Genomic DNA, 23,063 nt, shown 5'->3' with positions numbered 1-23,063 from the left:
GAACAGCGTGTTCGCCGTCCATCGAATTGAGCGATGCTCGCGATGCGACGCGCTTGTGATGCGCAGGTGTCGCGACCCCGGTGACATGGATGACTCAATCCGCGCCACGGGTCATTGCCCCCGACGTCCCTACGACACCGGATATTAGATCACTAAATTGAGATGATATTTCATCGCTCTTGAGGGCAGCAGTACGCCCACGCAAGGTCGGCGTCGGGCAAGCGCCGTGCGCCGCTCCTGGTCTCGACATCGTTCGGCCAGGCGAAGTAGGATTTCGGATTATCGAGAGCTTGCTCAGCATCAGTGCCGCGCGAAAACATGCTGCCCGGTGCTGCCGAACGACACCACCGTATAGGGTTGGCGGGCAGCCCCCGCCACTTCCATGCCCTCCGAGCCGATCGGCATCCCCGCCACCGCAATGCCTCTGACGCCTACGGGACGGGTTGCCAGCAGGCGCTTGATATCGGCGACCGGGACATGCCCCTCGATCAGATAGCCATCAACCATCGCGCTGTGGCAGGATGCCAGCGTGCCCGGCATGCCGGCCCTCCGCTGAAGCGCCCCGCGCGACGCATCGTCGCGCATGACAACCTTGCGGCCCAGTTTCGCGCGAAGCGCCTGGGCCCACTTCTCACAGCATCCACAGCCCGGGTCCCGGTGGACGACGACATCATTCGCCGCAAGCGCTGCGCCGGGCAGGGCGAGGAACAGCAAGAGGGCGGATAGACGGGTCTTCATGAACGGCTCCCGGAAGCAGGCGATAGGGATCCTAATGATCTATACGCATCGATGCCCCCTACCCCTCATCACGCAGATGTTTTCACGATTGTGGGCGGCCAGCAGGCCGAGCGTCAGTCCCGCAAGCCGCCTCGGCATGGTCACCAGCCAATCGAGCCTCGCATGGAAGATCTGTGCCGCCAGCATGCCCAATCCGCAGAGACTGAGCATCCAGGCAATCTCCTCGCGGCTCAGCGAAATGGCGCTCCGCGTCACCAGGAGATTGACATGCATCGCCGTCAGCCCGCCGCCCGCGACGAAAGGTATGATATTCTATCCTCTTCTTTCAAAAGCTTTCGCAAATGAGCGCTCGCAAAAATATCTCTTCAGTCATGAGGGTTCGACGTCTGGCGTGCGTATTACAGCTATATCTCTATCTAAATTTCACGAGACTAAGCTGTTGGAAAAACAGGAAAAATACTGTTGACCTGTATATACAACTGATGTTGTCTGTGGCTGTTCTAAAACATCAGGGGGATTGCACATGACCATCAGGATGGCCCTGCTCGGCAGCGCCGCCATCGTCGCGGGCTACGCCGCGCCGGCTCTCGCTCAGGCCGATCCGACACCCCAGCCAAAGGCACAAGTCCCGGAGGATGCCAGCGACATCGTCGTTACCGGCTCACGAATCCGTCGGCAGGATCTGGCCGGGGTTGGACCGGCCACCGTGGTCACCGCCGAGCAGATCCAAAATACCGGCATCGTCAATATCGAAACCGCCTTGCAGCGTTTGCCGGCCAATGCCGGCTTCGCGGGCAACCAGACATCGGCCTACTGGACCAACAACGGTTATGGCACTGCTCAGGTCAATCTGCGCGGCCTCGGCATCAAGCGCACACTCGTGCTCCTCAACGGCCGACGCCTCGTCGCGGGCGGCACCGGCGCCAATTCCTCACCCGATCTCAACATGATCCCGGTCGTGGCGCTGGCACGCACCGATGTCCTCAAGGATGGCGCGTCCGCTATCTACGGGGCCGATGCCATGGCCGGCGTGGTCAACCTTGTCACGCGCACCGATTATGAAGGCCTGGGTCTCAGCGTCCGACAAGGCATTACCGAGCGCGGCGACGGCTCCGATCTCACCGCGGACCTACTTTGGGGCATTCGCAACGATCGTGGCGGGTTCATGGCAGCAGTCACCTACCAGAAGACCAGCGCCGTCAACATGGCCTCGCGTGCGCCCTGCTCGCTCGCTGAAACGACGCCGGGCTCGCTGAGCTGCGTCAACAGCGCCTCGACGATCGGCGGACGCGCGGTGCTGCCCAACGGCCAACAGATCAACTTCAACCAGGTACCCGGAGGGAACGGGAACTTCTACGAGCCTTACAGTCCCGCCAAGCACAACTTCAACTCGAACCCGTTTCTCAATGCGGTCAGCCCAGTCGAGCGCGTCAGCACGGCCTTCTTCGCGGACTATGCGCTGACCGACGGTATCCAGGCGTTCGGCGAGTTCCTCTATACGTTCCGCAAGTCGAATCAGATCGCGACACCCGGCACGCTGCGCAATCTCTCGATACCAGCCAGCAATCCGACCAATCCGACCGGCCAGAACCTGGTCCTGGCCCAGCGCCGCCTCGCCGAACCCGGCGCGCGCCACTTCTTCCAGGAGACCGATACCTGGCAAGGCACCTTCGGGCTGCGCGGCAAGCTGGCGAACGACTGGGCCTGGGAAGTCGCGGGCAGCTTCGGGCGTAACACGGCCGTCGACGGCTCGACCAACATCGCCAATCTCGAGCGCGTCGCGAACACGCTCGACAGGAGCAAATGCTCCAGCACGGCGGGCGCGGCCATCCCCTGCGGTGACTATCTTGGGTTCGGAGACCTGACACCTCAGGTTCTGGATTATATTCTGTTCACCTCGCGCGATCGCGGAGGCAACGAACTCGGCACGGTCACGGCTGACCTCAACGGCGATCTCTTCTCCCTTCCAGCCGGCGCGGTGTCCTTCGCCACCGGCGTGGTCTATCGGCGCGAAAAAGGCTGGCGCGATCCCGACCCGTTGACGGTGCTCGGCGTGGCGAACGTCAATCAGCAGGATCCTATTTCGGGCTCGAGCACCGCCAAGGAAGCCTATCTCGAGCTATCGGTGCCGGTGCTTGCCAACACAGCTTTCGCCAAGGCGCTCACGCTCGATGGCGCAGTCCGCTACTCAGACTATAATCTCTTCGGGAGCGACTGGAATTACAAGCTCAGTGCCGACTGGGTAGTCAATGACAGCATCCGTCTGCGCGGCACTTATGGGACGGGCTTTCGCATTCCCAACGTGCCGGAGCTTTTCGGCGGCGTCTCGGAAGGCAATCTGACCACGACCGATCCCTGCTCGCGCTACACCTCCAGCGGCAACGTGACCTTGATCGCCAATTGTCAGGCGTCCGGTGTGCCGGCCAACTATACGCAGCTCGGCACCACGATCCTCACCACAGTGGGCGGTAACCAGAGCCTTCGGCCCGAAAGCTCCACGACCTGGACCGTTGGTACGGTGATATCGCCGCGCGGCATCATCCCAGGGTTGTCGCTGACGGCAGACTGGTTCGACATCAAGATCAAGGACGCGATCCGGGCCATTCCCGGCTCGACCAAGCTCGCAGTCTGCTATGCGAGCCAGAACCTGTCGCACCCGTTCTGCAGCGACTTTACGCGCAGCGCGCTGACCGGCGAGGTCACTTACCTCTCCGCCCAGCCCATCAACACCGGCCGCGAGGAGATGAATGGTCTCGATCTGGGTCTGGTGTACAGTGGTGCGGTGGGCGAGGTGAAGATCTCCTTGGATCTCAACATGACCTATCTCAACAAATATGTCGTAAACCCCTTCCCCGGCGGCGCGCCGATCTATTTCGACGGGTTTATCGGGGGCGGCAATGGCGGCTATCCGAAATGGCGTGGTTATGGCGTGCTGACGGCGGAAAAGGACGGCATCAGCGCGACCTGGTCGACACAATGGATCGGCAAGGCGACCGACTTCAACGCATCGGCCGGCGACATCGGCTACCGCACGCCGAACGTCTTCTACCACAATCTTCAGCTTGCCTTCGCGATCGACGAGAAGACACGTTTCCAGATCGGGGCCGATAATCTGTTCGACGCAAGGCGCCCTATATCCAGAGCTTCACCGATGCCAACACCGACACGATGACCTATGATCTGCTCGGACGGCGCTTCTACGCCGGCTTCCGAACCGCGTTCTGAAGGGCAGCACATGGCAATTCGCTGGCCTTTGGTCATCCGCCGGACGCACAAGTGGCTGGCCCTGATCGTCGGCGTCCAGGTTCTGCTCTGGACGCTGACCGGCTTCTATATGGTGGCCGTCCATATCGACATCATCCATGGCGACGATCTGGTCCGCCCACCGGTCGTCGCCCCCATCGACCTTGCGAGCTTCGTCCCGCCGGCGCGGATTGTTCAATCGGCTCCCGACGCGTCCGAGATCCGCCTGCAACGGTTCATGGATCAGCCCGTCTGGCGCGCGCAAACCCCGGGTGGTCCAAGACTCTTCGATGCAGGTTCGGGACAGCCCATCCCCGATTTGAGCGAGGCACAAATCCGCGCCGCCGCTCGGCGCATCTACAGCGGCACCGGGGACATCGTCGCAGCCCGGCTGCTGACGACGGCGCCACTGGAAATGCAGGCGCGCAAGCCTCCCTATTGGCAGGTCGAATTCGATGCCTGGAACCGGCCAACCCTGTATCTCTCTCCGCAGACCGGTGAGCTGATCTCGCGCCGCCATGCGCTGTGGCGCGTGTTCGATTTCGCGTGGATGCTGCACATCATGGACTATGACGATCGCTCCGACGTCAACAATCCGCTGCTGCGCGTGGCGACCTGGAGTGCCCTTGCCATGGCGCTGGCCGGGGCTTGGCTGCTGCTTTGGTCGTTCCCGCGGCGCAGGAAGAAGAAGGCATGAAGAAAATCCGGTTCACCCCGCTCTTTTTTCGGCGCATCCACAAATGGGTCGGCCTGATCCTGGGCGTGCAGTTTCTCCTTTGGGCTCTGAGCGGCTCGATGATGGCCTTGCTCGATCAGGAGAAGGTCGGCGGACACAGTGCGCAGGCCAGCCATCAGCACGCCCTACCTGCCGGTGACTATATTGCGCCGGCAAAGCTCGCTCTTGATGGTCCCGTGCTCGGCATCGCCTTGCGGTCCCTTGCCACACGCCCCGTCTACGAGCTTCGATCCACCACGGGCACGCGGCTAATCGACGCGACGAGCGGCGCCCCGGTTCGGGTCGACGAGCAGGTCGCGCGCGACGTCGCGACGATGGTGAATGAAGCACCGATCCGCAAGGCAACGTTGCTCGCCGAACCGAATGTGGAAGCGCGCGAGCACGAAGGCACCATGTGGCGACTGGATTTCGCGGACGCAGAGAACAGCAGCGCCTACATCTCCGCCGACACCGGCCGATTCCTGGTCATGCGCGGCGACACATGGCGCACCTGGGATTTCTTCTGGATGCTCCACAATATGGACTATGTGAACCGCACCAGCTTCAATCACCCGCTGATCGTCTTCGTTGCGTTCGGTACTTTGTGGCTGTCGGGGACGGGCTTCTACCTGCTGTTTAAGAGCTTCAGTCGCGCCGACGTGCGATGGTTGCGGCGCAGGCGCAAATCGGCCGTCAAGTTGGGCGCGGGCTGATCGCTAGGTCCCAACAGAAAAAGCCGCCGATAGCTCGAACCGATTGCCCGGGTGCGTGAGCCAAGCGTGCGATACGAGACGTCCGCGACTCCAGGTTCTGCGCGTCATCATTAGCACTGGTTCTCCTTCAGCGAGGCCCAGCATTGTTCGCATGGCTGTATCCGGCATCGCCGCGCACACCCGGTGCTCTACTCGCTCGAGCGGGGCAACACGTGTCAGATATTCATTCGGCGTCGAGGCGCTGAAATCCCTCTCTCCGTAGCGTGGCGCAGCAGATGCCAGCACAAAGCGCTCCTCGACCTGAATTGGGAATTCGGTCTCGTGATGGACGATAAGCGAATGGAAGAGGCGCGTGCCCAAGCCGACTTCCAGCAGAGCTGCCCTTTCCGCATCAGCCCGTATCTCGATATTATAAATGACGCGCGCGCGATAGGCGTGGCCCCTGCCGCGCACCTCCTCCGCGATGTTGCGGATCTCGATCAGCTGCCCGATCGGCCGGGGCTCGGCGACAAAGCTGCCCCGCCCCGCCCGCCGTACCACGACACCGGCCGATTGCAGTTCCCGCAACGCCCGGTTTGCGGTCATGCGCGAGACTTTGAACGTCTCGACGAGCTCGGCCTCTGACGGCGTCTGGTCGCCGGGCTTCAGGCGACCTTCCCGGATGTCCTCGAAAATGCTGTCTTTGATCGCCACATAGCGAGGTTGCTTCTCCGCACCGGCAGCGTCGACCGCGGGTTCGCCCACAGAAGCAGCTTTCGTCCGGGGAGCGGATGCGCGGCTATGGGGGCGAGCGGGAGCATGCATCAAATGACTATACAGGTGGGGGCGAGCAAGTCCCAGTCATTCAAACAGGAAATCACCAGCGAGAGCCGAGGCGTGCGTGATCAATGCCGCGCGAAGACCTTCTGGCCCGAACTGCCGAACGACACCACCGCATAGGGTTGGCGGGCGGCGCCTGCCACTTCCATGCCCTCCGAGCCGATCGGCATCCCCGCCACCGCAATGCCTCTGACGCCTACGGGACGGGTTGCCAGCAGGCGCTTGATATCGGCGAGCGGGACATGGCCCTCGATCAGATAGCCATCAACCATCGCGCTGTGGCAGGATGCCAGCGTGCCCGGCATGCCGGCCCTCCGCTGAAGCGCCCCGCGCGACGCATCGTCGCGCATGACGACCGTGCGGCCCAGCTTCGCGCGAAGCGCCTGGGCCCACTTCTCACAGCATCCACAACCCGGGTCCCGGTGGACGACGACATCATTCGCCGCAAGCGCTGCGCCGGGCAGGGCGAGGAACAGCAAGGCGGCAGAAAGACGGGTCTTCATGAACGGCTCCCGGAAGCATGCGATAGGGTTCCTAATGATCTATACGCATTGATGCCCCCTACCCCTCATCACGCTGAAGATTTCACGATGGCGCGCGGCCTCCAGGCGAGCGGCAAGGACACAAGCAGCGCCAGCGACAGACCACCAATCCCCCACAAGACTAAGTGCTGCGCCCCGGGAGCGACGACGGCGATCGCCAGCGGCGCGAGCGCCTGCCCGATGCTGGCGGCGGAATGCTGGAGACCGAGCTTCAGACCCGAAGGGGCTGCCGCACCGCTGATCCAGAAGCTGGTGACCAATCGAAGGGTTGCCGAGCTCCAGCCGGCAGCAACGATGATCCCACTGAGTTCGGCCATGCTCGCGGCGACAGGGAACAGGAAGAGCGCCGCAGCCAGCAGGCCGAGCGTCAGCCCCGCAAGCCGCCTCGGCATGGTCACCAGCCAATCGAGCCTCGCATGGAAGATCTGTGCTGCCAGCATGCCCAATCCGCAGAGACTGAGCATCCAGGCGATCTCTTCGCGGCTCAGCGAAATGACGCTCCGCGTCACCAGGAGATTGACATGCATCGCCGCCAGCCCGCCGCCCGCGACGATCGTGACGAAAAGCAGGATCAGCGTCGCGCCGAGCGTCGGCGCGGGCAGGTCTCCGCCATCGATGCAAGGTGCACACCAGCGCGGCAGACGAACGGCGCAAAGCGCCGCCCCGACGGCACCGATGCCGAGAGCGAGGATCATGAGGGGAGCGCGGGGCAGGATCGCGGCCGAGACCTCCGCCACCAGCGGACCGGCGAGATCGCCCAGAAACACGAAGGCGGTCAGCCAGGTGAAGCGCCGCGCCTGGTCCGCGCGCCCGTTTGCGGCAAAGCTCGCGCAGAGCAATCCCAGCGGTATGATGGCGGCCGCCGCCATCCCCGCCACCAGGCGCAATGCATAAAGCTCAGGCAGCCCGACGAGGCCGATCGGCGCGGTCACCAGCGCGAGGATGACCAGCGCTGCGCGCAACATCGCCCGATAGTCGACCCGGTCCGCGATCCAGCCCCAGAGCGGCGCCGCCAGCAAGGCAGCCAGGGGGTGGACCGCGGTCAGGCTCGCGACATGAAAATCATGAGCGCTTGACGATAGCGCGCCACGAGCCGGGTCGACCAGTGTCGGAAGGAAGGCGAGAATGGCCGTCTGTCCCGCCGACGCCGCAGCCGCCGCGAGCAGCAAGACGAAAAAAGAGGCCGGCCAGCGACCGTTGGCTTGCGATCCAGCCTTGTAACGCGGCGCGTTCGCGGTCGATCCCTCAAGTCGCCATCCCCGGATCACCACCAGGCGCGCAAGCCGATCACCAGCCTGTGTTCGGAAGGCCCTTCCCCGCGCAGGCGACGGAAATCGGCCGTGCCGTCAAATGCGCGCTCCCAGACGAAGCCGATATAGGGCGCGAACTTGCGCGACACCTCGTAGCGCAACCGTCCGCTCAGCTCAACATTGCTGAAGCCGCTGCCGAGCTGCCGATCGCCCGACCGCTTCGAATAGATATTGGTCTCCACCTGCGGCGTAAGGATCAACCGATTGGTGAACAGGACCTCATAGGAGGCTTTGGCGCGCGCCGCGAGACGCCCATCGGTTCCTACATAGCCGGTGAACTGGACGTCGAACCAATAAGGCGCCAGTCCCTCGACGCCGGCGGCCAGCCACGTCGTCGCGCCCTTGCCGAGATCCTGCCTGACCCCGAGCAGCGTGCCCCAGAACGGGTTCTTGCTGTGCCACCACAGCGCCTCGACGCTGCTTTCCGGATCGAGACGTTGGTCGCGGGAGTTCTTGAGCCCCTGGCTGCGCAGCCAGAGCTTGTCATTGTCCTGACCCTTGGTGACGAGCACGGTCCAGCCCACGCCCTGCCCCTCGTTGCCGCTGGTGAACTCGAGCTCATCGACAAGTATCTTGGGGATCGAGAGCTTGTCGGCCATCTCATAGCCCGGCAGCGTCGAGTTGCGGTAGCCGTCGGCATAATCGTCCGAGTTGCGCGCGTCCGGCGGGGCCTTGCCACCCTGCATCGAGCCCATGTCCATCGTGGCGCCGTTACCGGACGCCTTCGTGTCGGTCATATCCATGCCCGGCATGCCCATGCCCGCATGGTCCTGAGAGCCTTGCGCGGAAGGGGCGTGCGGAGCGGGAGTGGCCGTTTGGGCAGGGGTGGTGGCGGGCGACGGGGGCGAGGCATCCTGCGCGAGAGCGGGAGCCGTGATCGCCGGCGCCAGGAAGAGGGCAGCGCCAAGAGCGATGCCGCGCGAGGGGAAAATCCGGATCATGCGACCACCACCTCCCGGAACATGCCGGCCGCCATGTGATAGAGCAGATGGCAGTGAAAGGCCCATCGACCCAAGGCGTCGGCGGTGACGCGGAAGCTCACCCGTTGGGCGGGCTGGACCACGACTGTATGCTTGCGGACCTGGAAGGCGCCGTCCGGGCCTTCGACATCGCTCCACATGCCGTGCAGATGCATCGGATGCGCCATCATCGTGTCGTTGACGAAGGTTACGCGCAGCCGCTCGTTCGGCCTGAAATGGAGCGGCCGGGAATCGTTGAGCTTGAGGCCGTCGAGCGACCAGATGAACCGTTCCATATTGCCCGTCAGATGCAGCTCGATATCGCGCTCGGGCTCGCGCGGGTCGGGATCGCCGCCCGGCGTGCGCAGGTCGGCCAGCGTCAGCACGCGCCAGTCGCGCCCGCGCAGGCCCGCGCCCGGATCGTCGAGATTGGTGCGCGGATAGTCGACGCGCATGTCGGTATTGGCGCCATATTCGGTGCGGGCGTGCTGTGCCCTGGCCGGCATCTCGATCATGCCGTGCCCGGCATGCGCGTCGCCTCCCATTGCGCCCATCGTCGCCATCGCGCCCATCATGTCGACCGGCTCGAGCCAGGTCCGGGCATCGAGCGGCGGCACGGCTGCCGCCATGCCCGGGGCTGGTGCGATCGTACCACGGGCATAGCCGCTCCGATCGATAGCCTGCGCGAAGATGGTGCGGGCGCCGCCCTCGGGCATGGTGAACTCGACGTCGTAGGTCTCGCCCGGGCCGATCCGAAATTCCTCGACCGTGACCGGTTCGACCGGCTGCCCGTCGGTCGATACGACCGTCAGCTCGACCCCCGGGATCCGCACGTCGAAGAACGTCGCCGTCCCCGCCCCGACGAAGCGCAGGCGCACGCGCTCGCCGGGCGCGGCGATACCGGTCCAGTTGCCGGCGGGCGGCGCGCCGTTCATCAGATAGGTATAGGTCGCGGCAGAGACATCGCTGTAGTCGGTCGGGTTCATCCGCGAGCTGTTCCACATCCGCCGGCGCTCGAGCGCCCTGCCAAGGCCCATGGCGCCGGCATCCTTGAGGAAATCGCCGGCGGTCGGCTGCGCAAAATTATAGTAGCTGCTCTGCTTCTTGAGATTGAGGAAGATCTGCAGCGGCGGCTCGTCCGACCAATCGCTGAGCACGATGCAATAGTCGCGATCGGGCGCCCGCGCCGTCGGCGCCTGTTTCGGCTCCACGATGATCGCTCCATAGAGTCCCGTCTGCTCGGCGAGCGTGTGAGCGTGATACCAGTAGGTTCCGCTCTGGCGGACCTCGAAGCGATAGGTGAAGGTCTCGCCCGGCGCGATGCCGGCAAAGCTGATGCCGGGCACGCCGTCCATCTCCGCCGGCACGATGATGCCGTGCCAATGGATGCTCGACATCTCCTTGAGGCCGTTGCGCACGCGCAGCGTGACCGTGTCGCCTTCGCGCAGACGCAGGACCGGCGCGGGCACGCTGCCGTTCACGGCGGTCGCAATACGGCGCTTGCCGGTGAAGTTGACCGGCAGCTCGGCGATCTCGAGGTCGAACTCGGTCCCGCTCAGCTCAGCGGGCGAGACTGGGGCGGATCGCGCGAGAAGCGCCGGGGCGAAACCGGCGACCGCGCCGCCGATCGCCAGCCCCTGGACGAAACGGCGCCGCGCGATCGGGCGGATATGTAAGGGAGACATGAACTGTACTTTCGCGAAGTCGGGTTCAGGCGAGGTCGAGGACGATCCGGCCCTCGATGTCGCCATGATGCATGCGGGAGAAGACGTCGTTGATGTTCTCGAGCCTGTCCGCATGGACCGTGGCCTTGACCTTGCCCTCGCCGGCAAAAGCGAGTGCCTCGAGCAGATCGAGCCGCGTGCCGACGATCGAGCCGCGCACGGTAATGCCGTTCAGCACGGTGTCGAAGATCGACAACGGGAAGTCGCCCGGCGGCAGGCCATTGAGCGCGACCGTGCCGCCGCGCCGGACCATGCCGAGCGCCTGCTGGAACGCCTTGGGCGAAACAGCGGTCACCAGCGCCCCGTGCGCGCCGCCAATGGCTTTCTTGAGCGCTGCCGAAGGGTCCTCGCTGCGCGCGTTGACCGTCAGTGTGGCGCCAAGGCGTGTAGCGAGGTCGAGCTTGCTATCGTCGATGTCGACCGCGGCCACATTGAGACCCATGGCTCGGGCATATTGCACCGCCATGTGGCCGAGCCCGCCAATCCCGGAGACGACCACCCACTCGCCGGGCCGGGCCTCGGTGGCCTTCAGTCCCTTGTAGACGGTGACGCCCGCGCAGAGGATCGGCGCAATGTCGAGGAAGTCGACATTGTCGGGAAGGTGACCAACATAGTTGGGATCGGCGAGGACATATTCGGCAAAGCTGCCATTGACCGAATAGCCGGTGTTCTGCTGTTCGTGGCAAAGCGTCTCCCAGCCACCCAGGCAATGCACGCAGTGCCCGCAGGCGGTGTAGAGCCAGGGCACACCGACCCGGTCGCCTTCCTTCACATGGGTGACGCCGGCACCAACGGCGGCGACATGCCCGACGCCCTCATGGCCGGGAATGAAGGGCGGGTTGGGCTTGACCGGCCAGTCCCCTTCTGCCGCGTGCAGGTCGGTATGGCACACGCCGGTTGCCGCAATCTTGACCAGGACCTGCCCGGGGCCGACCGTCGGGATCGGCGCGTCCTCGATGACCAGGGGCTTGCCAAATTCGCGGACGACCGCCGCCTTCATGGTTTTCGCCATGTCCGTTTCTCCTTTTAAGCGGGGGGTCAGAATAGGCCGAGCGCGTGCTCGTCATAGGAGACGAGCAGATTCTTGGTCTGCTGATAATGATCGAGCATCATCCGGTGGTTTTCACGCCCGAAGCCCGATGCCTTGTATCCGCCGAAGGCGGCATGGGCGGGGTACTGATGATAGCAGTTGGTCCAGACCCGCCCGGCCTCGATCGCGCGGCCGAGCCGGTAGGCGGTGTTGCCGCTCCGGGTCCAGACGCCCGCGCCAAGACCGTAGGCGGTGTCATTGGCAAGTGCGATCGCCTCCTCGACCGTCTTGAACGTGGTGACCGACAGGACGGGACCGAAGATCTCCTCCTGGAAGATGCGCATGTGGTTCTGACCCACGAACACGGTCGGCTGCACGAAATAGCCCTGGTCGAGCGCACCGCCCGGCAGCGCCCTGGCGCCACCGACCAGACACTGCGCGCCCTCGGCCTTGCCGATATCGATATAGCCCAGGATCTTGTGGAGCTGGTCCTCCGACGCCTGCGCGCCGACCTGGACCGACGGGTCGAGCGGATCGCCCTGGCGGATCGCGGCGACGCGCGCCACGGCGCGCTCGATGAAGCGGTCGAAGATCGACTCATGGATCAGGGCGCGCGACGGGCAGGTACAGACCTCGCCCTTGTTGAAGGCGAACAAAGTAAAGCCTTCGAGCGCCTTGTCGAAGAAGGCATCGTCCTCGTCGAGCACGTCCGCCATGAAGATGTTGGGCGACTTGCCGCCAAGCTCCATCGTCTGGGGGATCAGATGGTCCGCCGCGGCGTGCATGATCTGCTTGCCGGTGACGGTCTCGCCGGTGAACGAGACCTTGGCGATGCGCGGATTGGCGGCGATCGCCTGGCCAACGGTCCGTCCCGGGCCGGTGACGACATTGAGCACGCCGGGCGGCAGGATGTCGGCGGTGAGCTCGGCGAACATCAGCAAGGTGAGCGGCGTCTGGGATGCGGGTTTGATGACGGTGCAGTTGCCGGCCGCCAGCGCCGGCGCGATCTTCCACGCCGCCATCAGCAGCGGGAAGTTCCACGGGATGATCTGGCCGACGACGCCGAGCGGCTCGCGGAAATGATAGGCGATGGTGTCCGCATCGATCGTCGAGATGCCGCCTTCCTCCGCCCGGATGCAGCCGGCGAAGTAGCGGAAATGGTCGATCGCAAGCGGAACGTCGGCAGCACGCGTCTCGCGGATCGGCTTGCCATTGTCGATCGTCTCGGCAAGCGCCAGCAGCTCCAGATTATCCTCGAGCCGGTCGGCGACGCGATTGAGAATCCTGGCGCGCTCGGCGGGGGCGATTCTTGCCCATTGATCCTTGGCGGCGTGCGCCGCATCGAGCGCGCGCTCGACATCTTCCGGCGTCGACAGCGCGAACTCTGCGATCTGGGCACCATTGATCGGGCTCTTGTCGGCGAAATACTCGCCGCTCGCAGGAGCGTTCCATCGACCACCGATGAAATTATCATAGCGGTGTCGGAAGGAGGCCGCCGCATTGATGGTCCCGATCGCCTTCTCGAACATAACCTGACTCCATCTCTATCGATGGCCTGACGGAGTAATCTCTTTGCCCGGGCGGCCTATAAGTAAGTTCCGCAGAAGGTAGTTTGGTATCGGTGTCGCGGTCTTTGAGGGTCAGACACGCCAACGGAGCCGATGAGTATTCATCGACTCCCGAACCTATTCGCGCACGCATGATCGGAATTATGCCGAGACACGCTACTCGGCTGATTCTTCTTTTGGGGAGGGCGGCGCTTGGCATTCCAATTCTGGCGTTACGCCCGGACGCGCTTTAGGCTCACCCAATCGCCTTTCTGAAGCGTCCCGTCCCTCACGCGAAAATGAGCGTAATGGTCGTCGAAAATCTGGTCGACTTCGACATGACCGACAAGGCGGCGGTGTCGCGGCGTTGCGTGATAGACTTCGAGTATCTGCCCGATGTGCGCGCCATCGGCCTTGCCCAGGCAGGCCACTGTGCCGCCCGCATCCATACGGACGATCTTGCCGCGCATGAACAAGCTATGGCCGATACCCTGTGCGAGGAGCGGCGTGCTGCAAAGAACAGAAAGCCAATAGCAGCACCGACGCCAAGATGATTTCGCATCGCTGTTTCCTCTGTCACGTCAGACGCTCGGACCCGGTTTTGAAGGCCGGGAGCACGGGCGACGCTGGGCATCGTCAAAGAACTGGCCCGCCGCGGGGGCGGCGGCGGGCCCTCAGCCCCGGGGGGTGTTTTATCGGGGCTGGAAACTTCACATGTCGCTCATCGGCTTGTCGGCCATGGGCTTGGCGGTCTTCTTCTTCGCGGCCGGCTTGGCCTTCTTCATCGGCATCTTGCAGCAGCCACTCTTCGCCTTACCGGCCATGCCCGAGCCGTTCGATGCAGGCGACCCGCCGGACATGCCGGCCATCCCCGACATGCCCTGTTGATCCTGCTGGGCCGGTTGCCCCTGCTGCTTCTGCGCGCCGGCCTGATGATCCTTCATCATCTGATCGTGCATCTGCTGCCCGCCATGATCCATGCCCTGCTGGTGGGCATGGGCCGGCGCAGTCTGTGCGGGCGCGGGCGTCGACTGGGCGAGAGCGGTGCCGGCGGCGAAGGTTAGCGTCGCGAAGAGGCTGACGGTCGCCGCTAGAAGTGTCGTCTGTCGCATTGAGGGTCTCCGAGTGTTCGTCCTGTTGCCCGATCGACGTTCCGATCCCGGCAATTCCGAAGCTTCAATGCTGCTAGCGAGACGCAGTCTGTATACGTAACTTACGAATCCGCTTTGGATCGCGACTAGCATGCGCGGGATCGTGCGGGGTGGACCATGGTCCAAGGTCAAGCGAATTCATGATCCCGCTTGATGGCGGCCGACAGCGAAGTGCAAAAACCAATTGGCCCGCCGTGGGAGAACGGCGGGCCAAAGCTGCAGTTGAACCAGGCCACGGTCGTTGGCCACCCCGCCTCGTGATCGGAGCTGGCTTAAGTGCAGGGTCAGCAACCGCCCCGCGACCTACGCAACATGCGGGAGGCTCCGTCCTGGGTTCCCATCTCCCGCATAGCGATCCGATGGTCCTGCATCATCTCACCGTGCATCCGCACTTCGCGGTGTCGCATTCCTTGCATCTGGGCCGTCTCGGACCGAGCCGGCGCCGGCTTCGCCTTGAGCGTCTGCTCAAGGTCCGGCATGCCCGGCGGCATCCCATCGGCGAGAACTGGCCCGGCGCCGACGGCAAGGACGCCAAAGGCTGCGAGCGACGCGATAATCGCTGCTTTCTTGCGCAAATATGATTCCTTCAAGTCTGAGTTTCAGTTCGACCGGACACATGCCCGGTCGATTCTCGCTCCCCAGGGAGCTTGCCGTTGAGATGGTGTCGGCCTGGAGGCGGCAGTATACGTAATTTGCGAAGCTGGCGGTCAGCCTGCAATGTCCGCTTTAGTTCGGCTGCTAGCAAAAGCTGGGCGCGGATGACCGAAGACGGCGGCCATCAAAGCCTCCGCCTAGCCCGAGCACTGGAAAGCGACGCCGCCTGCTGCAGTGGCGAACAGCGAAACGTAAATCGCACGCCGCTTTTGCTTCGGCGCGATCGTGGCAAGGCCCACCGCCGAACCAGCCACTCGGACTGGCCCAGGCTAAATTGTCGGAATAGACGCTCGCTCGGATCGGTGCCGCAGTGATTGAACGCTCGCCTGGCTGATGATTGATCAACTGGCGAGGGCCGCGACCAGCTTAGAAGGGCAATTTTGTCTTCCCAGAGGGGGCGGGCACAAAAGCGATCGGTTCGGGTATTACGGATATTGCCCTCCCGCGCGCCCTTTAAGGGAAGAGCGGCGCTTCGCCTCGGTGGATCTCATCGGGATCGAGAAAAGCGCGCTTGCGTCAGTTTCACGATTGCTCAGGAGGGGCTTCGAAATGACTTTTCTGAATCGGCGAACTCTCTTGGCGGGCGGAGGCCTCCTGCTGGGGGCGGCATGCACGCGCAGATTTGCGACGCCGGACCAAGCAGGCACGCTGCCCATTCCTCGCCTGTTAGATGCACGCGACCATGGGCAGAGAATTGGACTGAGGGCGCAGGAAGGGGAAACCACTTTCTTCCCAGGGCGGCGGAGCGCCACCATGGGATACAACGGCAGCTATCTCGGCCCGACTCTGCGGGTACATCGCGGGGACGACGTGACGGTGACAGTCAGCAACAATCTGTCTGCTGATACCACGGTTCACTGGCACGGGCTGCTCGTACCGGGAGAGCTGGACGGCAGCCCCCACCAGACCATTAGTCCAGGCGAGACTTGGCGTCCGACGCTGCCGATCCGTCAGCCGGCGGCCACTCTCTTTTATCATTCGCATGCACATGGCCAAACGGCGCAGCAGGTCTATGCAGGCCTAGCGGGATTGCTCTTCGTCACCGACGAGGAAGAGCAAGGTCTCGGTTTGCCTTCGGATTATGGCGTCGACGATCTACCAATCTTGATCCAGGATCGGCAGTTCGTGGATGGCCGTCTGGTGTTACCGGCGGGCATGATGGTGGCGCTGGACGGGAGGCGGGGCAACGTTATTCTCGTAAACGGCGCGTACAACCCGCGAGCAGACGTTCCCAGAAGCTTAGTGCGGCTGCGGCTTGTAAATGGTTCGAATGCCCGGACTTACGATCTTTCGTTCAGCGACGGACGAGCCTTTTATTGGATCGGCACCGAGGGCGGCCTTTTGGAAAAGTCCGTTGAATTGCAGTCCCTCCCTCTGGCCTCCGGTCAGCGGGCTGAGATTTTGGTGGACTTCAGCGATGGCAGACCGGTCTCGTTGGTCTCGGCTCCAGACCAAAGCACCCTGAGGATGCATGGCATGAGCATGATGCATCGGCACGAGGCTAGCGAAAACAACGCAGGCAATGAAACTGTCCTCACATTCTCACCGCGCTTGGCATCGAGTAAGCGAGGTAGCACCACGCTTCCCCTCCTCCTGGCGTCCCGCGCGGTGCCAGATCCGGCTACGGTCGTCGCACGGCGACGTCTGGTGCTCAACATGAGGCTGGGAGGCATGATGGATAGCGACGAAGAGCCGCTAACGATCAACCACAGGCGATTCGATATGGATCGAATCGATGAGGAGGTCGAGCTTGGCGCCGTCGAGATATGGAAAGTCTCCGGGCAGAAAATGGCCCATCCCTTCCACATTCATGGAGTGCACTTCGACGTGCTAAGTCGCGATGGCGAGGAGCCAGATCTTCTTGATCAGGGGCCACGTGACACCATCGTCGTGGACGAACCGGTCGAATTATTAATCCGCTTCGACCAGCCTGCTTCAAAAGCGCCCTTCCTGTTCCATTGCCATATCCTGGAGCACGAGGACGAAGGCATGATGGGTCAGTTTTCCGTGACGTAGTGGGAACAACTCAAGAAGCGAAATCCGATCCTGCATCTGCCAATAAGGGGGCAATGCTCGACGTGTGACTTCGAACTCCACTCTCGTTTTTGTTCCCTTTTCGGGCTTGGGCCAGAACGTTTCGCACATCTCGATCGAAGGCATTCGATCATCCCGGACACTTGTGCATCACCCTATGCCAACAAGCGAGCTGGCGTCGATGCCCTGGCGCGGGCGCTCGGCCACATGCCCAATGACCTGCCCTTTGCTCGTGCGCACCGGCCTATCGATCGCCATGGGCAAGGCGCCTGAGGAGATCCGTAGCGCAGCGCACTACATTTCAACCAGCGACGACAAAGATGGCATCGCCGATGCCATCGACGCATTTCTGCTGCCGCTTGTGGGAGGATCATCATGAAGCGACTGGCCGCTTTCGACCTCGATGGAACGCTCGCGCTCAACAAGCAGCCGCTCGACGATGAAATGGCGGATCTGCTTACCCGCCTGCTCGACGTGACGATGGTAGCGATCATCTCCGGAGGCGACTGGCCGCAATTCGAGAAACAGGTGGTGTCGCGCATGCCCGCCCGTGCGCGGCTCGACAATTTTATCATCCAGCCGACCACGGGCACCAAGCTATATCGTCACGCCGACGGCCAATGGACGCGTATCTATGCCGATCTGTTCACCGGCGACGAAAGCCAGCGCATCCGCGAAGCACTGACCAAGGCGGTCGAGCAGGCGGGCTATGCAAACGAGAACATCTGGGGCGAGCAGATCGAGGATCGCGGCAGCCAGATCACATTCTCCGCGCTCGGTCAGCAGGCGCCGCTCGAGGCCAAGGACACGTGGGATCCCGATCACGCCAAGCGCAAGAAATTGCAGGCCCTGCTCCAGCCGTTGCTGCCAGGCTTTGCCATCAATATCGGCGGGGCGACATCGATCGACATCACCCGCGAAGGGATAGACAAGGCCTATGGCCTTAAGCGCCTTTCCGAGCAGACCGGCGTCGCACTCGACGAGATGATCTTCTTCGGTGACGCGATCTTCCCGGGCGGAAATGATTATCCGGCCAAGCATCTCGGGCTGGATACCGTGCGAGTCCGCGACGTTGCCGAAACCAAGTCGGTGGTTGGCGCGATCGCTGCCTGGCTGGTCTAGAAGCGCTACCGCCGATCCTTAACCAGTCCCGCTTTCGCACCCATACGACCCAGCTTCGCAGCGGTCCCACATTGTAGAGCCGACGGATCGCTTCAATGGTGCTGGAGCTGCTTGACCTCACTACGCCTGGGCGCGTTCGAGGAAACTCAGCTCGCCATGTCCGCCATCATCCGACAGCTGGCGGCGCAGTCCTTGCAGGTAGCCGAGCAACGCTTCATCCGCTCGTCCACGACGTGGCTCAGGCATTCCCGCGCACATCGTTCGCAGGCGTCAGCGCAGGCGCGACACAGGATGGTATGGAGCGGGGATTCGCGCAGCATCGAGTTGGCGGTCGCCTGGCACAGTTCCGCACAGTCGTTCAGCATGGCGATCAGCGACGCCGTGGCTGACGCGCCGCCTTGCTTCGTCAGCCAGGCGGCGGTTTCCAGGCACATGCGGTGAGACGCCACGCAATCGTCGATGCAGTCCGTCATCGACATCGCCATCCCTTCCATTCGATGCTGCTGCGCCGCCGCCGGCGCAGCCAGCGTTCCGGCGGCGGCAAGGCCGGCGCCCGCCATCAGCAATTCGCGTCTCTCGATCATGATGCGCCTTCCATCTGCTATCGCTTGAGCGCTGTGCCGCATCCGGCGGCCTCAGCCGTAGCCGGCGACCCATCCGACGCCGCACGCGCCTTCTCCCGCGCCATCCGCGTTTCCTCCCAGGGCCAGTGGCCGTTGATCTCGACCCCGAGCGAGATGCTCAGGAAGGTCCGCACCAGCACAAGCCCGGCCAGCACGATGAGATCGTCGAGCGTCGGGTTGATCACCAGCGACTTGACGATGTCGCCGGCGACCAGAAATTCCAGGCCGAGCAGGATGCTGCGGCCGAGCGCCGATCGGAACGCGCTATAGGCCTCGGTTCGGTCGCCCGCCCTCGCCCGCCGCGCAAACAGAAAGGTTGCGAGCCCCGCGCCGACCAGGATGGTCAGCGTGCCCGCCAGTTCCAGGCCGATCACCGCGAGCCGGAAGAAGGCGCTCAGCCAGTCGGCCTCAATGGTGATCATACCAGCCTCGCTTGCGGATATTGTTGAAGCTGTCGGTAGCGTGACAGGCATAGCATTGGTCGACGCGCGCCTTCGACCCGGCTGCGCGCTGCGAGACCATGCTGAAATGCTCCATGAAGTGACTGGGCGGCGCCTTGTGGCACTCGGCGCACTGCGTCGAATTGACCGATGGATGGCGGTAATTGGCGATCTTCCAGCTGTCGGTCTTGTGACAGCTCGCGCAGTCGGTGCCGAACAGGCCCTGGTGCGGATCGCGGAACGCATGGCAGCTCGCGCAATTGAGCGCGGTCTCGGGGGTCAGGCTTCGAGTGTTTGTCGACATGCCCGCCAAAGGCTGCCGCCACTTTGCCATGTCGAGCAAGGCGGCGTGATCCATGCGGATGATGCCGCGCTCTCCCTCATGTTCGACGTGGCAGGAGGTGCACTGCGTCGCTTTCGCGTGGAACTGCGTCGACTGCTTCGTCCCGAAATCCGTGCCCGCATGGCAGGTGAGACAGGTCCGGGTTTCGACGCCCTTGCCCGGCGTGTGGCAGGCCGTGCATTGGCCGGCGAAGGACTGGTGGGCGCTCGAGAGCGGGCCGGGCGCTACGAGCTGCGCCACCAGGCCGGCATCCCTCGGCGCGTCCGATCGCATCCGGATCGCGACCGCGGCGACCATCACCAGCAGGGCCGCGATGAAGACGGCGTAGGAAAGACGCTGCCAGCTCATAGCCAGCGCAGCCCGTAATAGATCGCCGCGCCGACGTGGAGCGCGAGCAGCGCGAAGATGAGACAGCCCAGCAGGATGTGCAGGAACCGCCATCGCGCGAACAGGGTGTTGGTCGCCTCTTCGGCGCGGATCGCGAATTCGGTATCGGCCAGCGCCGCGGCGATCCCCGCCTTGTCCTGGGGGTGCTGGCCCGCGGGCGCATCCCCGGCGACGAACAGATAGCGCCTCCAGCCCGACAGCGGCGCGGCTGCGGTATCGGCCTGCGTCGGCGCGGCCGGCTCCTCGAGGAAGGCGGCGCGAAGCGAAGCCAGTTCCGACCTGCGTCCGCGCAGCGCCCGACCAAGCTGGGCAAGCAGGTAGCGGCCGATGAAGCCGGTGATGACCGTCATCAGCAGAAGGATGGTCAGAAGCAGTCCGACCGGGCTTTCGAGCTTGTGCGCGGCGTGGACCAGACCCAGGATCGGCGCCAGCACGCCGGCATAGATGTGGATGGCGAGCAGGGTCGGCTTGCTGACGAGCCGGGAGAGCGCCTTGTCGACCCAGGCGATATGCTTGGCCGCGACATAGGGAAGCGTCAGCAGCATCAGCACGAGCGCTGCGATCCCGATGATCCCGCCGGCCAGGCTGCCCGGAAAGCGCGGTGACACATGCACGAGGTAGCCGAACGGGAACAGCAGCAGGAACGCGACCAGCAGGCCGACGGCGATGTCGCTGCGTTCGCGCATCAGGCTTCGACCACGAGCGGCGTGCCCGTGCCCTTCGCCTGGCACGCGAGCACATAGCCCTGCGCCTTGTCGGCGGGCGCGAGGCCGGACTCGACCTCCATCGTCACCTCGCCCTGCAGCAGCTTGACGACGCAGGCGCCGCATGTGCCCGCACGGCAGGCATAGGGGATCTCGACGCCCGCGCCCTCGGCCGCCTCGAGCACGGTCTCGTCCGCGGGCAAAGCCGCCGACACCCCCGACACGGAGAAGGTCACCGTGCTCGGTGCCACCTCGGCGCTCGGGGCCGGCTTAGCTGCTGGCGCGGGCGCGGGCTTGACCTCGAGATCCTCGTGGTCGGCCGGCAGCGAGGCCGGACCGAACGCCTCGGTGTGCAGCTGCGCTTCGGGGACGCCGAGTTCCGCCAGCACGCCGCGCATCGCGCCCATCATCGCCGGCGGGCCGCACATATGGATCCGCCGGCTCGCGATCTCCGGCACCGCGGCCAGGATCATCTCGCGGGTGATCGGCCCTTCGGGGCCCATCCAGACGGTGCCGGGCGCGCGCTGCATCGCGGCGACGACATGGAGGTTGGGAAAACGGCGTTCGAGCCGTTCGAGCTCGTCGCGGAACACGAATTCCTCGGTCGACCGTGCGCCGTAGAAGAAGAAGATATCACCCTTCCACGCGGTGTCGGTGAGATAGCGCAGCACCGACATCATCGGGGTGATGCCGACCCCGCCCGCGATCAGCACGATGCTCTGGGCATCCGTTCCCGTGAAGGTGAAGGCGCCGAACGGTCCGCTGACCTTCAGCAGATCGTCGGCGACGACCTTGTCGTGCAGGTATCGCGAGACCACGCCCTGCTCCTCGCGCTTGACCGTCAGTTCGACATAGGCCCGCTGGGTCGGCGAAGAGGCGATCGTGTAGGAACGGCGCGCGGTCTTGCCCGCTTCGGGCTCTACCTCGACCTGCAGGAACTGGCCCGGCAGGAAGTCGAACGGCAGCCGGTCGGCGGCCGGGTCCGCGAGCCGGAAGGTCAGCACGCTCGGCGTCTCTCGCACGATCTGGACCACGCGCAGCTGCCCCGCCCAGCTTTTGGGCTTGCGCAGCGAAGCTCCCGCGGGCGCGGCCGCATTGCTCGAGGCGAGCCCGGCGCTGCCGGCAACGGGGGCAGGTGCGGGCGCGAACTTCGCAGCGGGCGGGACAGCCTTCGGCTCCGGCTTTTCCGAGGTCTTGGCGGTGGCGACACCGCCGGCGATCGCCCCGATCCGCCGGAGGCGGAAGATCTGCAGCGCGATCAGCGTGGCGCTCACCAGCCCCAGGAAGAGCATGAGAAGGAGGTGTGAGGGCGAGATGCCGAACCAGTGGTCGGCATGGCCGGGCGCGGCCTGGTCGATGTCGAGCTGATCGCGCAGCCAGGCAAGCCCGACCTCCCGGGGCGGCTGCAAGCCGCCGATCGCGCCCTGCGCGGCGGTGCCGGACCGGAACAGGTCGGTTCCCTCGCGCAGGCGGCGCGCCGCATCGAGCCGGGCCGAGACCGTGGTTGCACGCGCGCCGTCGGCCGAGGCGGCGTTGATCATCGCTAGGCCCGTGCTTACCCGTTCGCCAGCCTGCGCAGCGACCCGCTGCCTTGCCGCTTCGTCGAGCGCGGGAAAGGCGAGCAGTTGCGAGATGAAGCCGGTCCGGCGCGATTCGTGGCCGTGCTCATTCTCCCCTTCCCCATTGATCATGCGATCCATCATGGGGTTCATCATCTTCGCCATGTCCGACGACCCCGACGATGCCGGTGCGGACATGCCCCCGCCGGCCGGCATGCCTGCGCCATGATGCGCGGCATGATCCTCGCCCTCCTGCGCGCCCGCGCCCGCGGACAGGCTGAGAGCGATTGCGCAGCCGAGGCTCAAGCGTCGAAGGCTGATCCGCCTGGACATCCTCATCCCCTTTTTCAGCGCGCTTACATATCCTTCATCGGCATCGCCGAATTGCCCGGCGCGGGATCGGGTGCCGGCGCGGTCTGGTTGCCGGCCCCGGCGCGCATCGCGTCATGGTCCATCGCCTGACGGTGATGCCGCTCCATCTCGGCCTGGTTGCTCATCGCGTCCATCGACGCCGCGTCTGCAGCGTTGCCGCTGTCGGTCAGGACCGGGGTGGCGGCGACGCTGTTCGCCGCGGGCGGCACCGTCTGGTCGGCCTGGCGGTCGCAGCCCGAAAGCGCGAGCGCCAGCAACAGGCTTCCGCCGACAAGCGGAAGGGCTTTTTTCGCATGGTCGATCATAGCTTGCTCCTTGGCTTGAAAACTGTGGT

The 23,063-nt window shown here is 64.2% G+C and carries 23 protein-coding genes and 1 pseudogene; 8 read left to right on the top strand and 16 right to left on the bottom strand.

Annotated features, from left to right (window positions below; translation table 11 throughout):
• Window positions 1–300: 300 nt before the first annotated feature.
• Window positions 301–738 carry a DUF411 domain-containing protein gene (locus ACUCV3_RS14430; RefSeq protein WP_185706855.1) on the bottom strand — a complete coding sequence of 146 codons (438 nt, stop codon included), beginning with the start codon at window positions 736–738 and terminating at the stop codon, window positions 301–303.
• A gap of 96 nt (window positions 739–834) precedes the next feature.
• Window positions 835–1,044: pseudogene (locus ACUCV3_RS14425) on the bottom strand (MFS transporter); the annotation flags it as partial.
• Between the two features lie 217 nt (window positions 1,045–1,261).
• On the opposite strand from ACUCV3_RS14425, the gene ACUCV3_RS14420 reads away from it, so the two are divergent.
• The 3 genes from ACUCV3_RS14420 (at window position 1,262) to ACUCV3_RS14410 (ending at window position 5,409) form a co-directional block, all read left to right on the top strand.
• Complete coding sequence (locus tag ACUCV3_RS14420; RefSeq protein WP_482240699.1) at window positions 1,262–3,910, top strand: TonB-dependent receptor plug domain-containing protein; 2,649 nt, start codon at window positions 1,262–1,264, stop codon at window positions 3,908–3,910.
• A gap of 63 nt (window positions 3,911–3,973) precedes the next feature.
• Window positions 3,974–4,678, top strand: a complete 705-nt coding sequence (locus tag ACUCV3_RS14415; RefSeq protein WP_004213138.1) for a PepSY domain-containing protein — start codon at window positions 3,974–3,976, stop codon at window positions 4,676–4,678.
• Window positions 4,675–5,409: a PepSY domain-containing protein gene (locus ACUCV3_RS14410; RefSeq protein WP_004213137.1), complete on the top strand. Its 735-nt coding sequence runs from the start codon at window positions 4,675–4,677 to the stop codon at window positions 5,407–5,409. The genes ACUCV3_RS14415 and ACUCV3_RS14410 overlap by 4 nt, the downstream gene beginning before the upstream one ends.
• 3 nt (window positions 5,410–5,412) lie before the next feature.
• Here ACUCV3_RS14410 and hutC read toward each other — a convergent pair whose 3' ends face one another.
• The 7 genes from hutC to ACUCV3_RS14375 all read right to left on the bottom strand — a co-directional run bounded on the left by hutC (window position 5,413) and on the right by ACUCV3_RS14375 (window position 13,322).
• The gene (hutC, locus tag ACUCV3_RS14405) at window positions 5,413–6,102 is read right to left on the bottom strand and encodes a histidine utilization transcriptional repressor HutC (RefSeq protein WP_230588639.1); all 690 of its coding nucleotides are present in this window, start codon (window positions 6,100–6,102) and stop codon (window positions 5,413–5,415) included.
• Between the two features lie 191 nt (window positions 6,103–6,293).
• On the bottom strand, window positions 6,294–6,731 hold the full coding sequence (locus ACUCV3_RS14400) for a DUF411 domain-containing protein (RefSeq protein WP_017501296.1): 438 nt from the start codon (window positions 6,729–6,731) through the stop codon (window positions 6,294–6,296).
• 68 nt (window positions 6,732–6,799) lie between these two features.
• Window positions 6,800–8,041 carry an MFS transporter gene (locus ACUCV3_RS14395; protein ID WP_017501295.1) on the bottom strand — a complete coding sequence of 414 codons (1,242 nt, stop codon included), beginning with the start codon at window positions 8,039–8,041 and terminating at the stop codon, window positions 6,800–6,802.
• Complete coding sequence (locus ACUCV3_RS14390) at window positions 8,035–9,021, bottom strand: copper resistance protein B (RefSeq protein WP_026109204.1); 987 nt, start codon at window positions 9,019–9,021, stop codon at window positions 8,035–8,037. Before ACUCV3_RS14390 ends, ACUCV3_RS14395 begins: the two co-directional genes overlap by 7 nt.
• The gene (locus tag ACUCV3_RS14385; RefSeq protein WP_017501293.1) at window positions 9,018–10,724 is read right to left on the bottom strand and encodes a copper resistance system multicopper oxidase; all 1,707 of its coding nucleotides are present in this window, start codon (window positions 10,722–10,724) and stop codon (window positions 9,018–9,020) included. Before ACUCV3_RS14385 ends, ACUCV3_RS14390 begins: the two co-directional genes overlap by 4 nt.
• Before the next feature lie 25 nt (window positions 10,725–10,749).
• Window positions 10,750–11,775 carry an alcohol dehydrogenase AdhP gene (gene adhP / locus ACUCV3_RS14380; protein WP_017501292.1) on the bottom strand — a complete coding sequence of 342 codons (1,026 nt, stop codon included), beginning with the start codon at window positions 11,773–11,775 and terminating at the stop codon, window positions 10,750–10,752.
• A gap of 26 nt (window positions 11,776–11,801) precedes the next feature.
• Window positions 11,802–13,322 (bottom strand): aldehyde dehydrogenase family protein, encoded by a 1,521-nt coding sequence (locus ACUCV3_RS14375; protein ID WP_017501291.1) that lies wholly within the window; start codon window positions 13,320–13,322, stop codon window positions 11,802–11,804.
• A 326-nt stretch (window positions 13,323–13,648) separates the two neighbouring features.
• Between ACUCV3_RS14375 and ACUCV3_RS14370 the strand changes: the two genes are divergently transcribed.
• Complete coding sequence (locus ACUCV3_RS14370) at window positions 13,649–13,894, top strand: hypothetical protein (RefSeq protein ID WP_482240698.1); 246 nt, start codon at window positions 13,649–13,651, stop codon at window positions 13,892–13,894.
• A gap of 156 nt (window positions 13,895–14,050) precedes the next feature.
• On the opposite strand, the gene ACUCV3_RS14365 is transcribed toward ACUCV3_RS14370, so the two are convergent.
• Window positions 14,051–14,452, bottom strand: coding sequence for a hypothetical protein (locus ACUCV3_RS14365; RefSeq protein ID WP_017501289.1), 402 nt, complete (start codon window positions 14,450–14,452; stop codon window positions 14,051–14,053).
• A 398-nt stretch (window positions 14,453–14,850) separates the two neighbouring features.
• On the opposite strand from ACUCV3_RS14365, the gene ACUCV3_RS14360 reads away from it, so the two are divergent.
• The 4 genes from ACUCV3_RS14360 (at window position 14,851) to ACUCV3_RS14345 (ending at window position 18,301) form a co-directional block, all read left to right on the top strand.
• A complete protein-coding gene (locus tag ACUCV3_RS14360) occupies window positions 14,851–15,072 on the top strand; it encodes a hypothetical protein (RefSeq protein WP_169863481.1) in 222 nt (73 codons plus the stop codon).
• Between the two features lie 622 nt (window positions 15,073–15,694).
• The gene (locus ACUCV3_RS14355) at window positions 15,695–17,161 is read left to right on the top strand and encodes a multicopper oxidase family protein (protein ID WP_482240697.1); all 1,467 of its coding nucleotides are present in this window, start codon (window positions 15,695–15,697) and stop codon (window positions 17,159–17,161) included.
• A 250-nt stretch (window positions 17,162–17,411) separates the two neighbouring features.
• Complete coding sequence (locus tag ACUCV3_RS14350) at window positions 17,412–17,558, top strand: HAD hydrolase family protein (protein WP_231729621.1); 147 nt, start codon at window positions 17,412–17,414, stop codon at window positions 17,556–17,558.
• On the top strand, window positions 17,555–18,301 hold the full coding sequence (locus tag ACUCV3_RS14345) for an HAD-IIB family hydrolase (RefSeq protein ID WP_004213020.1): 747 nt from the start codon (window positions 17,555–17,557) through the stop codon (window positions 18,299–18,301). The genes ACUCV3_RS14350 and ACUCV3_RS14345 overlap by 4 nt, the downstream gene beginning before the upstream one ends.
• 146 nt (window positions 18,302–18,447) lie before the next feature.
• On the opposite strand, the gene ACUCV3_RS14340 is transcribed toward ACUCV3_RS14345, so the two are convergent.
• From ACUCV3_RS14340 to ACUCV3_RS14315, 6 genes are read right to left on the bottom strand one after another with little or no spacing between them, the layout of a single operon-like run.
• The gene (locus tag ACUCV3_RS14340; protein ID WP_026109687.1) at window positions 18,448–18,888 is read right to left on the bottom strand and encodes a four-helix bundle copper-binding protein; all 441 of its coding nucleotides are present in this window, start codon (window positions 18,886–18,888) and stop codon (window positions 18,448–18,450) included.
• A gap of 14 nt (window positions 18,889–18,902) precedes the next feature.
• Window positions 18,903–19,346 carry a DUF1622 domain-containing protein gene (locus ACUCV3_RS14335; protein ID WP_004212663.1) on the bottom strand — a complete coding sequence of 148 codons (444 nt, stop codon included), beginning with the start codon at window positions 19,344–19,346 and terminating at the stop codon, window positions 18,903–18,905.
• Window positions 19,333–20,055 (bottom strand): hypothetical protein, encoded by a 723-nt coding sequence (locus ACUCV3_RS14330; RefSeq protein WP_004212662.1) that lies wholly within the window; start codon window positions 20,053–20,055, stop codon window positions 19,333–19,335. The genes ACUCV3_RS14335 and ACUCV3_RS14330 overlap by 14 nt, the downstream gene beginning before the upstream one ends.
• The gene (locus ACUCV3_RS14325) at window positions 20,052–20,780 is read right to left on the bottom strand and encodes a hypothetical protein (protein WP_017503491.1); all 729 of its coding nucleotides are present in this window, start codon (window positions 20,778–20,780) and stop codon (window positions 20,052–20,054) included. The genes ACUCV3_RS14330 and ACUCV3_RS14325 overlap by 4 nt, the downstream gene beginning before the upstream one ends.
• Window positions 20,780–22,690 carry a 2Fe-2S iron-sulfur cluster-binding protein gene (locus tag ACUCV3_RS14320; protein WP_004213019.1) on the bottom strand — a complete coding sequence of 637 codons (1,911 nt, stop codon included), beginning with the start codon at window positions 22,688–22,690 and terminating at the stop codon, window positions 20,780–20,782. Before ACUCV3_RS14320 ends, ACUCV3_RS14325 begins: the two co-directional genes overlap by 1 nt.
• Before the next feature lie 23 nt (window positions 22,691–22,713).
• On the bottom strand, window positions 22,714–23,034 hold the full coding sequence (locus ACUCV3_RS14315; RefSeq protein WP_009824017.1) for a hypothetical protein: 321 nt from the start codon (window positions 23,032–23,034) through the stop codon (window positions 22,714–22,716).
• Between the last annotated feature and the right edge of the window lie 29 nt (window positions 23,035–23,063).

It is taken from the genome of Sphingobium sp. VMM (genome assembly GCF_056790315.1).
Note: the sequence above shows the minus strand (reverse complement) of the source record. Positions and strands in the feature narration are given on the sequence as shown.

Bases quoted from the DNA above. Each gene is read 5' to 3' on its own strand.
- ACUCV3_RS14415 (WP_004213138.1), top strand. From the start codon at position 3,974: ATGGCAATTCGCTGGCCTTTGGTCATCCGCCGGACGCACAAGTGGCTG.
- ACUCV3_RS14370 (WP_482240698.1), top strand. From the start codon at position 13,649: ATGGTCGTCGAAAATCTGGTCGACTTCGACATGACCGACAAGGCGGCG.
- ACUCV3_RS14410 (WP_004213137.1), top strand. From the start codon at position 4,675: ATGAAGAAAATCCGGTTCACCCCGCTCTTTTTTCGGCGCATCCACAAA.
- ACUCV3_RS14320 (WP_004213019.1), bottom strand. From the start codon at position 22,690: ATGTCCAGGCGGATCAGCCTTCGACGCTTGAGCCTCGGCTGCGCAATC.
- ACUCV3_RS14315 (WP_009824017.1), bottom strand. From the start codon at position 23,034: ATGATCGACCATGCGAAAAAAGCCCTTCCGCTTGTCGGCGGAAGCCTG.
- ACUCV3_RS14385 (WP_017501293.1), bottom strand. From the start codon at position 10,724: ATGTCTCCCTTACATATCCGCCCGATCGCGCGGCGCCGTTTCGTCCAG.
- ACUCV3_RS14360 (WP_169863481.1), top strand. From the start codon at position 14,851: ATGGTCCTGCATCATCTCACCGTGCATCCGCACTTCGCGGTGTCGCAT.
- adhP (WP_017501292.1), bottom strand. From the start codon at position 11,775: ATGGCGAAAACCATGAAGGCGGCGGTCGTCCGCGAATTTGGCAAGCCC.
- ACUCV3_RS14345 (WP_004213020.1), top strand. From the start codon at position 17,555: ATGAAGCGACTGGCCGCTTTCGACCTCGATGGAACGCTCGCGCTCAAC.
- ACUCV3_RS14355 (WP_482240697.1), top strand. From the start codon at position 15,695: ATGACTTTTCTGAATCGGCGAACTCTCTTGGCGGGCGGAGGCCTCCTG.
- ACUCV3_RS14420 (WP_482240699.1), top strand. From the start codon at position 1,262: ATGACCATCAGGATGGCCCTGCTCGGCAGCGCCGCCATCGTCGCGGGC.
- ACUCV3_RS14335 (WP_004212663.1), bottom strand. From the start codon at position 19,346: ATGATCACCATTGAGGCCGACTGGCTGAGCGCCTTCTTCCGGCTCGCG.
- ACUCV3_RS14325 (WP_017503491.1), bottom strand. From the start codon at position 20,780: ATGCGCGAACGCAGCGACATCGCCGTCGGCCTGCTGGTCGCGTTCCTG.
- ACUCV3_RS14365 (WP_017501289.1), bottom strand. From the start codon at position 14,452: ATGCGACAGACGACACTTCTAGCGGCGACCGTCAGCCTCTTCGCGACG.
- ACUCV3_RS14400 (WP_017501296.1), bottom strand. From the start codon at position 6,731: ATGAAGACCCGTCTTTCTGCCGCCTTGCTGTTCCTCGCCCTGCCCGGC.
- ACUCV3_RS14330 (WP_004212662.1), bottom strand. From the start codon at position 20,055: ATGAGCTGGCAGCGTCTTTCCTACGCCGTCTTCATCGCGGCCCTGCTG.
- ACUCV3_RS14375 (WP_017501291.1), bottom strand. From the start codon at position 13,322: ATGTTCGAGAAGGCGATCGGGACCATCAATGCGGCGGCCTCCTTCCGA.
- ACUCV3_RS14430 (WP_185706855.1), bottom strand. From the start codon at position 738: ATGAAGACCCGTCTATCCGCCCTCTTGCTGTTCCTCGCCCTGCCCGGC.
- ACUCV3_RS14390 (WP_026109204.1), bottom strand. From the start codon at position 9,021: ATGATCCGGATTTTCCCCTCGCGCGGCATCGCTCTTGGCGCTGCCCTC.